9 protein-coding genes and 1 pseudogene are annotated in these 11,907 nt (G+C 40.7%); 3 read left to right on the plus strand and 7 right to left on the minus strand.

Annotated elements, in window-relative coordinates:
- The 6 genes and pseudogenes from HMPREF0850_RS04110 to HMPREF0850_RS04135 all read right to left on the minus strand — a co-directional run.
- Positions 1 to 713 (minus strand): annotated as a pseudogene (locus HMPREF0850_RS04110) (IS3 family transposase); the annotation flags it as partial.
- Positions 714 to 782: 69 nt separating this feature from the next.
- Positions 783 to 1,769 (minus strand): LacI family DNA-binding transcriptional regulator, encoded by a 987-nt coding sequence (locus tag HMPREF0850_RS04115; RefSeq protein WP_001145432.1) that lies wholly within the window; start codon positions 1,767 to 1,769, stop codon positions 783 to 785.
- A 9-nt stretch (positions 1,770 to 1,778) separates the two neighbouring features.
- Positions 1,779 to 2,579 carry a DUF1189 domain-containing protein gene (locus tag HMPREF0850_RS04120; protein WP_000938259.1) on the minus strand — a complete coding sequence of 267 codons (801 nt, stop codon included), beginning with the start codon at positions 2,577 to 2,579 and terminating at the stop codon, positions 1,779 to 1,781.
- A gap of 181 nt (positions 2,580 to 2,760) precedes the next feature.
- The gene (locus HMPREF0850_RS04125) at positions 2,761 to 3,603 is read right to left on the minus strand and encodes a sugar ABC transporter permease (RefSeq protein ID WP_001065653.1); all 843 of its coding nucleotides are present in this window, start codon (positions 3,601 to 3,603) and stop codon (positions 2,761 to 2,763) included.
- A gap of 1 nt (position 3,604) precedes the next feature.
- Positions 3,605 to 4,897, minus strand: coding sequence for a sugar ABC transporter permease (locus tag HMPREF0850_RS04130; RefSeq protein ID WP_000414945.1), 1,293 nt, complete (start codon positions 4,895 to 4,897; stop codon positions 3,605 to 3,607).
- 124 nt (positions 4,898 to 5,021) lie between these two features.
- Entirely contained in the window at positions 5,022 to 6,290 is a 1,269-nt protein-coding gene (locus HMPREF0850_RS04135) for an extracellular solute-binding protein (RefSeq protein ID WP_000095450.1), read from the minus strand.
- Between the two features lie 474 nt (positions 6,291 to 6,764).
- Here HMPREF0850_RS04135 and malQ point away from each other — a divergent pair, with 474 nt between their 5' ends.
- Both malQ and glgP read left to right on the plus strand, forming a co-directional pair.
- Positions 6,765 to 8,282, plus strand: coding sequence for a 4-alpha-glucanotransferase (gene malQ / locus HMPREF0850_RS04140; protein WP_000747312.1), 1,518 nt, complete (start codon positions 6,765 to 6,767; stop codon positions 8,280 to 8,282).
- 24 nt (positions 8,283 to 8,306) lie between these two features.
- Positions 8,307 to 10,568, plus strand: coding sequence for a glycogen/starch/alpha-glucan family phosphorylase (gene glgP / locus HMPREF0850_RS04145; protein WP_000937162.1), 2,262 nt, complete (start codon positions 8,307 to 8,309; stop codon positions 10,566 to 10,568).
- A 59-nt stretch (positions 10,569 to 10,627) separates the two neighbouring features.
- Here glgP and HMPREF0850_RS04150 read toward each other — a convergent pair whose 3' ends face one another.
- Entirely contained in the window at positions 10,628 to 11,476 is an 849-nt protein-coding gene (locus HMPREF0850_RS04150) for a putative RNA methyltransferase (protein ID WP_001095529.1), read from the minus strand.
- A 151-nt stretch (positions 11,477 to 11,627) separates the two neighbouring features.
- On the opposite strand from HMPREF0850_RS04150, the gene HMPREF0850_RS04155 reads away from it, so the two are divergent.
- Positions 11,628 to 11,906, plus strand: a complete 279-nt coding sequence (locus tag HMPREF0850_RS04155) for a DUF6110 family protein (RefSeq protein ID WP_000910908.1) — start codon at positions 11,628 to 11,630, stop codon at positions 11,904 to 11,906.
- The last annotated feature ends 1 nt before the right edge of the window (position 11,907 follow it).

Consider the following 11,907-nt stretch of genomic DNA (forward strand, 5'->3'; position numbering starts at 1 on the left):
TACTTTCATCAGACGTTGGACCTTTTTATGATTGACCGAATAACCACGATTTCTTAGTTCTAAGTGAATCCGACGATAACCATAATTTCCTTTATGCTCATGATAAATTGACTGAATTTCAATTTTAATATCTTGATTCTTATCTGGTTTATCTAGCTGTTTTAAGTGGTAATAATAGGTTGAACGGGCAAGCTTAATAATCTTTAGGAGAATGTCTAAAGAAAACTCTGTTACCAATCCTCGGACAATTTCCGTTTTTCTTCTGTCTCTTTTTCCTCCTTCAATCGGAGTTCTCTCAACTTTTTTAGAATGGCATTCTCCGCTCTCAGGTACTCATTTTCTGCTTGAAGACGTTCTAATTCTGTCAGTTCTTCAGGTTTCTTCTTTGGCTTACGTCCCATTTTAGGCGGTCTCCCTTTTGTTTTCTCAACAATAGTATACGCGTTTTTCTTGTATTTCGCTAGCCAGTTAAGAAGTATCGTACGACTTGGGAGACCGTATTCAAGAGAAACTCTATCTTTAGTCCAGCCTTCATGTAAGACTTTATTAATCATTTCTTGTTTTAATTCAGGAGAATAGTAACGATCAATCAATTTAATCATGTATCTAAGATTAGAATTGTTTATCCCAAATTTATTTGAAAGCTTCTCTAAGCCATATCCTTGTTTTCTAAGTTCATAGATCTGAACTTTATCTTCATAACTCAATTTCATAATAAAAACACCCCAAAAGTTAGATTTTTTCTGTCTAACTTTTGGGGTGCAGTTCACTGGAGCTGGTATTTATTTTTCGATAATTTTGTGGGCGATCAACTGACGGTAACAAATCTGTCTATTATTTTTCGCGTCATTGATAATCTGCAAAATCGTTTCAAATGATGTTCGTCCAAGTTCCAGACTATTGATATCGACATAGGCTACTAGGTCGAGTCGAGGATTGACAGAGTCAAAACTTAAGACGGGAACATTTAACTGATGCTTACTAATGTAGTCGCAAACCCCTTCAGCCAAAAGGCTGTCGGTTGTGATGATGGCATCAATCTGCGGATCATGCTTAAATAGGAGTTTGCTGAATTGATAACCTTTTTCTTCTAGAAATTCATTTGCAAAGTAGGTCAGGTTGGTATCAATTGGAAGTTGATGTTGTTTGAGTGCCAATTCGTAACCTTTTAGACGATCTTGTGTAACGAAAAGTTTCTTGGTTCCTCCGATAAAGGCAATTCTGCTGCAGCCCTTTTTGATGAAATACTCTGTCGCATCAAAGCCGGCTTGGACATTATCATTGTCGACAAGTGGGATAAAGGGTGAGAGGGATTTTCCAAGGATGAGGAAAGGAAACTGTTCTTCCGCTACGAGCTTCACTAGTGGATCTTCTTCTTGAGCGTAGAGGAAGATCAGACCATCGACACGTTTCCCATAGACCATTTGTGAGATGGCATTGAGACGCTCCTTCTCATCTTTACCAGTTGCAATCTGAATAGCATAGTGGTTCTCAGATGCGACTTGGGCGATCCCTCGTAGGACAGATGGGAAGAAAGGATTTTGGTAGAAGGCATCCGAGTCGTCAGGCAATACCAAACCGATAACTTGAGTATAGCTGCTAACTAGACTACGAGCATTGAGATTGGGATGGTAGTTGAGTTCCTTCATAGCCTTGCGAACTCGTTTTTTGGTTTCATCACTAATTGTTGATTTGTTTTGAATAACGCGGGTTACGGTTGAAGGTGAGACACCTGCAGCCTTGGCCACATCTTTAATCGTAACGGGCATAAAAATCTCCTATTTATGATAATCTGGATCACGGAAATGTGTCTTGTAAAAAATAGTGACCAGATAAAGAACAAAAAGAATGTTCTGTACAGTGATAAGGGTTGACATATTTTGGCCAAAAAGTCCCAAAATAAGCGTAATCAGAGTTGGTAATCCTAAACAGTTCAAGATAAAATGGTAGCACTCTTTAAAGGTCCTAAATGAAAAGAGGCGTGATTTTTTGGTGATATAAAGGAGAAGACTAGCCCCAAGAGACACAATAAAGAAGTTCAATCCAAAGAGGAAGCTAGCACCAAGGACAAGAAAGAGACTGATATAGACCCGATTTTGTTGGTACCAGTCTTTAGAAATATCCTGGGTCAAACTTTCCTTGCTCTGGAAACTATCCGTTTGAATCGCGTGGTAGCGAATGCGAGTCAGTTCCTTGCTTTCTTTGCTGATGATGAGTTCTTCAGTATCAAAATGAAGTTGCAGATCCTTTGGCAATTCCTTGCTTTGGCTTGGACCAATCAAAAGAGAAGGCTGCTGATTCTTAGTGCCTAAGTAGTTCAGCTTTCCATCTACGATTTGTGCATTCTCTGACAAGTCCATGATGGCTTCATCTGTCAGTGGAGTGTATACATTATCGATAAAAGTATCCAGTGGATACGTTTCCTGTGAACTGTTTTGAATGGCAATTGGAACCATAGACAAACTGATGAGGAAAATGCTCGTAAAGAGAAGCTGAAACCAGTTGAGGCCGAAACGTTTTGATAGGGGCTTACGAAATCCCCAGATACTAGTAAAATACGAGAATGGATATGGAAGCATAGGCATCTTTCTAAGAGTGTTTTCTATATGAGTTTTATTATATAGAGAAATGTACTTTATTTCAAGTCTAGCAAATCAATTCCTTATTGAAAGGATGGTTTTAATAGGATTTGTAGAAGTGTGTCTAATCTTTTAACTTTAGCAACAAGCTCCAAAATGAAAAAAGGGTGGCGGGGATAAATTATCCCTTGTCGCCACCACTTGTAAGTCCTGAAACAAAGTTCTTTTGTAGGAAGAAGAAGAGAATACAGATTGGAAGGGCGATGAGGATAGCACCTGCTGAGAAGTAGGCAATCTTCATGTTTTTCACATTGCTAACGAAGGTTTGGAGACCAACGGCAACAGTAAAGTATTCTTTCTCACGAAGCAAGAAACTAGAGAGGATGTAGTCCCCGAAAGGTCCCATGAAGGCCCAGAGAGCTTGTACAGCTACCATTGGGCGAACGAGCGGAAGGACAATTTGCCAGAAGCGACGGAAGTGTCCTGCACCATCTAGTTTCGCAGATTCGTCAAGAGACATTGGCACGGTATCGAAGTAACCTTTCATGAGCCAAGCATTCATCGGAATACCTCCACCAACGTAGAGGAAGATGAGGAACCAGCTATGGTTAAGGGCGTTCAACATAAGCGCCATAACGAAGAAGGCTGTCAAAGCGGCCATGGTTGGCACCATTTGGATAATCAAGAAGAAGACCAAACTTTGCTTACGAGCCAAGAAGTTGTAACGACTGTAGGCGTAACCTGCAAGTACGATGATACTTGTTTGAACAGCCATTGTGATAAAGGCAATAATCAAAGTATTAAGGTACCAAGTACCGTACAAAGTTTCCGTAAAGAGTCCTTTAAAGTTATCAAAATTAAAGTCGATGTTGGTATCGAGTTTAAAGGCTGCGACGTTACCTGTTTTAAAGGCTGACATGATGGTAATCAAAAGTGGATAGATAATCACGATTGATAGGCCAATCAAGTAGAGGTAAGTGAGGGTTTGAGTCAGTCTACGTTTGAGTTTGATTGAGTTATTCATCTTAGACGTCCTCCATATCAAATGCGTGTAGTTTCTTGAATGCGATCATAGAGATAGAGATGACAATGATTGAGATAATCAAGGTAACAGCTGCCGCCATAGAGTATTGAGGAGATGTACCTGTTGTCAAACGGTAAATCCATGAAATCAAGATATCAGTTGAACCGGCTCCGCCTCCGACAGTACCAGGACCTCCACCATTGAAGAGGTACATGATAGAGAAGTTGTTAAAGTTGAAGGTGTATTGGCTAATCAATGTTGGTGCTGCAACAGCCAAGATCATAGGGAAAGTGATGTTGCGGAATTTTTGCCAAGCATTGGCACCATCGATGTAAGCCGCTTCGTAGAGGTCGTTAGGAATAGACTGCAAGATACCCAAGGTCAAAACGTAGATGTATGGGAATCCTAGCCAACCTTGCATCATAATCAAGGCAACCTTAGTCCAAGTTGGATTTGTTTTCCAAGGGATAAGAGCTCCATCTAGGAAAGGAAGGACCTTAGACAAAAGAGGCAAGACTTGCGTGTTGATAGCACCAACACTATCATTAAACATGTTTGAGAATGTCAAGATAGTGATGAAGGCTGGAACTGCCCAAGGAAGAAGGAAAATAACACCGAAGATACGTTTTCCTTTGATAAATGGTTGGTTAGCAATGATTGCTGTAAAGATACCAATGACAATCTGCAAGGTAGAGGCAGCCAAGGCCCAGATAATGGTCCAAGAAAGAACAGAACCAAAGGCTGAACGGAAGGTGCTCAAGCTCCAGATGTTTGTGAAGTTCGTCAAACCAACCCAGTCCAACAATTTGTTTGGTGGCAAGTGTTGGAAGTCATAGTTGGTAAAGGCAATCATCAAGGTTACGATAACTGGGAAGATAATCGCAAATGTCATCGCTACATACGATGGGATAATCAAAAGGTATGGGAATCCATTCTCATAAATACCTTTAATCATATCCTTGAAGGTATGAGCTACAGGAATACCGTTGTTGATACGTTTAGCAGTCGTATGTGCATCTTTGATATTAAAGATATAAAAGAGCAAGTAAACGACAACAAAGATAGAGTGAAAAGCACCACGAATCAGCATGAAAAGTGAATTGTCACGACCAGGTTTCACACCAAGTGTGACCAAATTGCTCAATTCAGGGCTTGCAAGTGTTAGAAAATACAGAACAAATAAAACAGTAACACCAAGGAAAATAAATCCTTTAGCTTTTTGTTTGTTATAGATTTGTCCTAAACCAGGAATGATTGACAGCAAGGCTGCTTTGCGAGGCTGTTGTTTTTCCATGATTACTCCTTTCATAGGATGCGAGATAAAACTCGGGTTCAATCGCAAGATACGCATATCTGATGAGAAGCGCATCTATACATTCAAAGGGGGATTTCACTTCCACCCCCCTTGAACAAATCAATTATTCACCAAATTTTTGTTTGATTGTTTCTTTGATCAATGTTACAGCATCGTTAGCAGCTGTTTTCGCATCTTTTTTACCACTTACAGCTTCAAAGAGCATTGTTTTAGCTGGGTCCCAAACAGCTGACATTTGTGAGATGTTTGGCATTGGTTGAGCGTTCTTGAACTGTTCGATAACAGCTGTTGTCAACTCATCTTTTTTACCTTCAGCATAAGTACGAGCTTCTGTGTTAGCTGGGATTTCGTTGGTTGCATCGTAGAAGGCTTTTTGTTGTTCAGTTGATACAAGGAAGTCTACAAATTTTTGAGCAGCTTCAAGGTTCTTAGTGCTTGATGGAATGATCCAAGCTTTACCACCACCGAATGTTTCGTAGTTTTTACCGTTTGGAAGAGTTGGGATAGTCGCAACACCGTAGTTTACTTTAGCATCTTTGAATGCTTGAGCTTTCCAAGGTCCATCGATGATAGCAGCAGTTTTACCTTCTTGGAATTGAGTTTGAATTAAGTTTGGAGCTCCTTCAGTATCTTGCATACCTTTAGGCCATTTTTCGTACCAAGATTTAGCGTAGTTGATAGCTGTAATGGCACCTTCGTTTGCAAGTCCGATGTCTTTAGGATCTTTACCGTTTTGGCCGAATACGTAAGCACCGTTACCAGCAAGAAGTCCATATGAGTAGTAGAAGTTTGTCCAGTCAGCAAGGAAGGCAGTTGTTTTACCATCTTCACCAGCGAAAGCGTATTTGCTATCTTTAGCAAGGTTTTCTAAATCAGCAAAAGTTTTAGGAGCTTCTTTTAGCAAGTCTTTATTGTAGTACAAAACGAGTGATTCGATAACGGCTGGAGCACCATACACTTTACCACCAACAGTTACAAGAGATTTTGTTTTATCGTCTGTTTTCGCTCCGTCACCAAGAGTAACTTCAGAAAGTTGTCCGTCAGTACCAAGGCTACCTACACGGTCGTATGGAGCCATCATAACGTCAGCAGCTTTACCAGATTGGTTGTCAAGTGAAAGGTTGTCAAGACCACCCATTTGGTCTCCTGTTTTGATGGTAACTTTTACGCCAGATTCTTTTTCGTAAGCTTTTGCAGCTGATTCAGCAAAGGCTTTATATTGGTCTTCGACGTAGAAAGTGATTTCTTTTGCTTCTGAAGAGTTAGTATCAGCCGCTTTATCAGCAGATTTGCTTCCGCAAGCTACCAAGAGCAAGCTAGCAAGAGTAGCAGTTCCGAGCACAGCAGCGCTCTTCATGAATTTAGATGACATAGTGTATTCCTCCTAAAGAATAACAAAAATAATTTAATGAGAAAACGCAAACGTTTTCTTTTATGTGCCTAGTATAGCACAAACAGAAAACGGTTGCAAGTATTTTTAGAAAAAATTTTAAAAATTTTTAAGGTTTCAAACATTTGTTAAAGCCCTAATATAAGAAAGAACTTAAAATATTTGTTTTTCTTGAATTGAAAATATATTAGGAAAACGATTGCGTAAATTTGGCTCGATTTTTCAGAAAATAGAGCAGATGTTTGGAATGAATTATCTTAAATCAGAAAATTTTTAAAAAATTTTTCGCTCATTTCATAAAATATCAATGGGAACAAGTTTTGGTTGATTAAAATAATTCAAAAAAATTTTTTAAAAACGCTTGCATTTGTGTTTAAAATGCGCTATACTTAACTTAACGCAAACGTTTGCGCCTTGATTGCGCGACGTTTTATAACAAACACATGAGGTGCAATTATGAAGAAACGTCAAAGTGGTGTGTTGATGCACATCTCTTCTCTACCAGGAGCATATGGGATTGGATCATTTGGCCAGACTGCCTATGATTTCGTTGATTTCTTGGTGCGTACGAAGCAACGTTACTGGCAAATCCTCCCTCTTGGGACAACAAGCTATGGAGATTCTCCATATCAATCATTCTCAGCCTTTGCTGGAAATACGCATTTTATCGACCTTGATATCTTGGTAGAGCAAGGCTTGCTCGAAGCTAGTGACCTTGAAGGTGTTGACTTTGGTAGTGATGCATCTGAAGTTGACTATGCGAAGATTTACTACGCACGTCGTCCCCTTTTAGAAAAAGCAGTTAAACGCTTCTTGGAAGTGGGTGATGTCAAAGATTTTGAGAAGTTTGCTCAAGACAACCAATCATGGCTTGAACTCTTTGCAGAGTATATGGCGATTAAAGAGCATTTTGACAATCTTGCTTGGACAGAATGGCCAGATGCAGATGCTCGTGCGCGTAAAGCTTCAGCACTTGAAAGCTACCGTGAGAAATTGGCAGACAAGTTGGTTTACCATCGTGTGACTCAATACTTCTTCTTCCAACAATGGTTGAAATTGAAAGCCTACGCTAACGATAACCACATCGAAATCGTTGGTGACATGCCTATCTACGTAGCGGAAGATTCAAGCGACATGTGGGCAAATCCACATCTCTTCAAGACAGATGCCAATGGTAAAGCAACTTGCATCGCAGGATGCCCACCAGATGAGTTTTCTGCCACTGGTCAGCTTTGGGGGAACCCAATCTATGACTGGGAAGCGATGGACAAAGACGGTTACAAATGGTGGGTTGAACGCTTGCGCGAAAGCTTCAAGATCTATGATATCGTTCGTATCGACCATTTCCGCGGTTTCGAATCTTACTGGGAAATTCCTGCTGGTTCCGATACAGCAGCACCTGGTAAATGGGTGAAGGGTCCAGGCTACAAGCTTTTTGCAGCCGTTAAGGAAGAGCTTGGTGAGCTAAACATCATTGCAGAAGATCTTGGTTTCATGACAGATGAAGTGATCGAGTTGCGTGAACGTACTGGCTTCCCAGGAATGAAGATTCTTCAATTCGCCTTCAACCCAGAAGACGAAAGTATCGATAGCCCGCACTTGGCACCTGCCAACTCTGTTATGTACACAGGAACACACGATAACAACACTGTTCTTGGTTGGTACCGTAATGAGATCGATGATCCAACTCGTGAATACATGGCTCGTTACACGAACCGTAAAGAGTACGAAACAGTGCCACACGCAATGCTTCGCACAGTATTTTCATCCGTTAGCTTCATGGCTATTGCAACCATGCAAGACTTGTTAGAACTAGATGAGTCAGCTCGTATGAACTTCCCATCTACTCTTGGCGGAAACTGGTCATGGCGTATGACAGCAGACCAACTCACACCAGCTGTTGAAGAAACTTTGCTTGACTTGACTACAATTTATCGCCGAATCAATGAAAATTTGGTAAAATTAAAGAAATAAGACATTATCAGGAGACACATAAACATGTTACCATTAAACGAATTTGTACAAAAGCGTTACAATAAAACCATTGCAGAATGTAGCAATGAAGAGCTTTACCTTGCTCTTCTCAACTACAGCAAGCTTGCTAGCAGCCAAAAACCAGTCAACACTGGTAAGAAAAAAGTTTACTACATCTCAGCTGAGTTCTTGATCGGTAAACTCTTGTCAAACAATTTGATCAACCTTGGTCTTTACGATGATGTGAAAAAAGAACTTGCAGCTGCAGGTAAAGAGTTGATCGAAATTGAAGAAGTAGAATTGGAACCATCACTTGGTAACGGTGGTTTGGGACGTTTGGCAGCCTGCTTTATCGACTCAATCGCTACACTTGGTTTGAATGGTGACGGTGTTGGATTGAACTACCACTTCGGTCTTTTCCAACAAGTTCTTAAAAACAACCAACAAGAAACGATTCCTAACGCTTGGTTGACAGAGCAAAACTGGTTGGTTCGCTCAAGCCGTAGCTACCAAGTGCCATTTGCACACTTCACATTGACATCTACTCTTTATGATATCGATGTACCTGGTTACAAGACAGCTACTAAAAACCGCTTGCGTTTGTTTGACTTGGATTCAGTTGATTCTTCTATCATCGAAGATGGTATCAACTTTGACAAGACAGATATCGCTCGCAACTTGACTCTCTTCCTTTACCCAGACGACAGCGACAAGCAAGGTGAATTGCTCCGTATCTTCCAACAATACTTCATGGTTTCAAACGGTGCACAATTAATCATCGACGAAGCAATCGAAAAAGGAAGCAATTTGCATGACCTTGCGGACTACGCAGTTGTACAAATCAACGATACTCACCCATCAATGGTGATCCCTGAATTGATCCGTCTCTTGACTGCGCGTGGTATCGAACTTGATGAAGCAATCTCAATCGTACGTAGCATGACTGCCTACACTAACCACACAATCCTTGCTGAAGCCCTTGAAAAATGGCCTCTTGAATTCTTGGAAGAAGTGGTTCCTCACTTGGTACCAATCATTAAAGAATTGGACCGCCGTGTGAAAGCAGAATACAAAGATCCAGCTGTTCAAATCATCGATGAGAGCGAACGTGTCCACATGGCTCACATGGATATCCACTATGGATACAGCGTAAACGGGGTTGCGGCTCTCCACACTGAGATTTTGAAAAACTCAGAGTTGAAAGCTTTCTACGACATCTACCCAGAAAAATTCAATAACAAAACAAACGGTATCACTTTCCGTCGTTGGCTCATGCATGCTAACCCAAGCTTGTCTCACTACTTGGATGAGATCATTGGTCGTGGTTGGCACCATGAAGCGGATGAGCTTGAAAAACTTTTGTCATACGAAGACAAGGCTGCTGTCAAAGAAAAATTGGAAAGCATCAAGGCTCACAACAAACGTAAATTGGCTCGTCACTTGAAAGAACACCAAGGTGTGGAGATCAATACAAACTCTATCTTTGATATCCAGATCAAACGTCTTCACGAGTACAAACGCCAACAAATGAACGCTTTGTATGTGATCCACAAATACCTTGACATCAAGGCTGGTAACATCCCTGCTCGTCCAATCACAGTCTTCTTTGGTGGTAAAGCAGCTCCTGCCTACACAATCGCTCAAGACATCATTCACTTGATCCTTTGCTTGTCAGAAGTGATTGCTAACGACCCAGCTGTAGCTCCACACTTGCAAGTCGTAATGGTTGAAAACTACAACGTTACTGCAGCAAGCTTCCTCATCCCAGCATGTGACATCTCAGAACAAATCTCACTTGCTTCTAAAGAAGCTTCAGGTACTGGTAACATGAAATTCATGTTGAACGGAGCTTTGACTCTTGGTACTATGGACGGAGCTAACGTGGAAATTGCTGAATTGGTTGGCGACGAAAACATCTACATCTTTGGTGAAGATTCAGAAACTGTTATCGACCTTTACGCAAAAGCAGCTTACAAGTCAAGCGAATTCTATGCCCGTGAAGCTATCAAACCATTGGTTGACTTCATCGTGAGCGATGCTGTTCTTGCAGTAGGTAAGAAAGAACGCTTGGAACGTCTTTACAACGAATTGATCAACAAAGACTGGTTCATGACTCTCCTTGACTTGGAAGACTACATCAAGGTGAAAGAGCAAATGCTTGCTGACTACGAAGACCGTGACGCATGGTTGGATAAAGTTATCGTCAACATTGCTAAAGCAGGTTTCTTCTCATCTGACCGTACAATCGCTCAGTACAACGAAGATATCTGGCACTTGAACCAATAATTACATAATTTAAACCCGTACCTTGAAGGTGCGGGTTTTGTCTTATCTGAAAAATTTTTTTACAGTGCTTTCCCAACCAAAATCTCTGCCTCAATGGTAATCTCAGTCAACTGACTCCAGTCAATATTGGTTTGATCAACGTGAAAGAGGAGAGGCGTCATAGCAAGCAAAGCTTGGCGTTGCTCTGCTGTGATAGGTTTTGTTAAGGAAGCAATCTGACGAGATTGGATGCTGAAGTGTTCCTGGAAATGTTCTTTGATATCTTGGTTGGAATAATCCTTCTTTGTCAGCTGGTCCTGCACCATTTGACGGATTTCTTTGAGGTGATTTTCAGTTGGGATGACCTTGATTAAAATACCGTCTTTGGATAAAACGCGACGGAATTCTCCATAGTTGGCAGGCGAGAAGATATCAAGCAAGATATCCATACTGGCATCTTCTATAGGAAGTCGGGCCAAGTCTCCAACGAACCAATTGACTGCCCAGTTGGGTTCGCTTTTGGTAGCGATTTGAACGGAATCTTTGGAAATATCAAAGGCGTAAAAGGTTTTGTCAGAGTGACTTTCTTGGAGCTTGCGAGAGTAGAATCCTTCGCCACAGCCGATATCCAAGACTGTTTTTGCGGATGGATTAGTTGCTAGTAAGTCCGAGATACCTTCTAAAATAGCCTGATAAAAACCAGCTTCAAGAATTTGCTGGCGATTTTGAAAGTTTTCTTTGTCGTAGTTGGCAGATTGATTGATCTGAGGAGCCAAGTTGACATAGCCGAATTTTGCCAGGTCAAAAGAATGGCGGTTGCTACACTTGAGACTGCTCTCTACCAAGGTCAGATTTTCTTGACAGATAGGACAGGCAAAGGCAGTCGCAGAAGCAAAACGCTGGAGTTTGGGTTTGAGGTTTGTATTCATAGTTTAAGTGTATCAAAAGAGACAAGTGAAAGCAACTTCAGGAGTAAGTAGATGGGAGATTCAGTAGAAATAAAACTAATTCTTCAATTTATAAAATGAAATTGCTTTTATATCTAAATTGCTATATAATAATGATAAGGAGGAAATAAGTATGTTAAAAGAAGTACTAACCGTTGCAAAAGTTGCGAAAAAATCTTCATTATTTTTGGGTGGTGTCGCATTTGGTACCCTTGGTTTGAAAATCTTAGCAAGTAAGGAAGCTAAAAAAGGTTATTCTAAAGCTTTGGCTAAGGCTTACAAGTTTAAAGATGAGCTAGATGCATCTGTTTCTGTTGTGAAGCAACATGGAGACGATGTTTTGCAAGATGCTAAATATTTGTATGAGCAAGAGAAAAAAGAAGAGCAATTAGATAGCCTTATAGGAGAATAAT

This window comes from Streptococcus sp. M143 (assembly GCF_000162495.1).
GTDB classification, from domain to species: Bacteria; Bacillota; Bacilli; order Lactobacillales; family Streptococcaceae; genus Streptococcus; species Streptococcus dentisani.

What these genes read in the sequence shown, in the direction of transcription:
- HMPREF0850_RS04115 (WP_001145432.1), bottom strand. Translation starts at nt 1,769, where the DNA reads ATGCCCGTTACGATTAAAGATGTGGCCAAGGCTGCAGGTGTCTCACCT.
- HMPREF0850_RS04120 (WP_000938259.1), bottom strand. Translation starts at nt 2,579, where the DNA reads ATGCTTCCATATCCATTCTCGTATTTTACTAGTATCTGGGGATTTCGT.
- HMPREF0850_RS04125 (WP_001065653.1), bottom strand. Translation starts at nt 3,603, where the DNA reads ATGAATAACTCAATCAAACTCAAACGTAGACTGACTCAAACCCTCACT.
- HMPREF0850_RS04130 (WP_000414945.1), bottom strand. Translation starts at nt 4,897, where the DNA reads ATGGAAAAACAACAGCCTCGCAAAGCAGCCTTGCTGTCAATCATTCCT.
- HMPREF0850_RS04135 (WP_000095450.1), bottom strand. Translation starts at nt 6,290, where the DNA reads ATGTCATCTAAATTCATGAAGAGCGCTGCTGTGCTCGGAACTGCTACT.
- malQ (WP_000747312.1), top strand. Translation starts at nt 6,765, where the DNA reads ATGAAGAAACGTCAAAGTGGTGTGTTGATGCACATCTCTTCTCTACCA.
- glgP (WP_000937162.1), top strand. Translation starts at nt 8,307, where the DNA reads ATGTTACCATTAAACGAATTTGTACAAAAGCGTTACAATAAAACCATT.
- HMPREF0850_RS04150 (WP_001095529.1), bottom strand. Translation starts at nt 11,476, where the DNA reads ATGAATACAAACCTCAAACCCAAACTCCAGCGTTTTGCTTCTGCGACT.
- HMPREF0850_RS04155 (WP_000910908.1), top strand. Translation starts at nt 11,628, where the DNA reads ATGTTAAAAGAAGTACTAACCGTTGCAAAAGTTGCGAAAAAATCTTCA.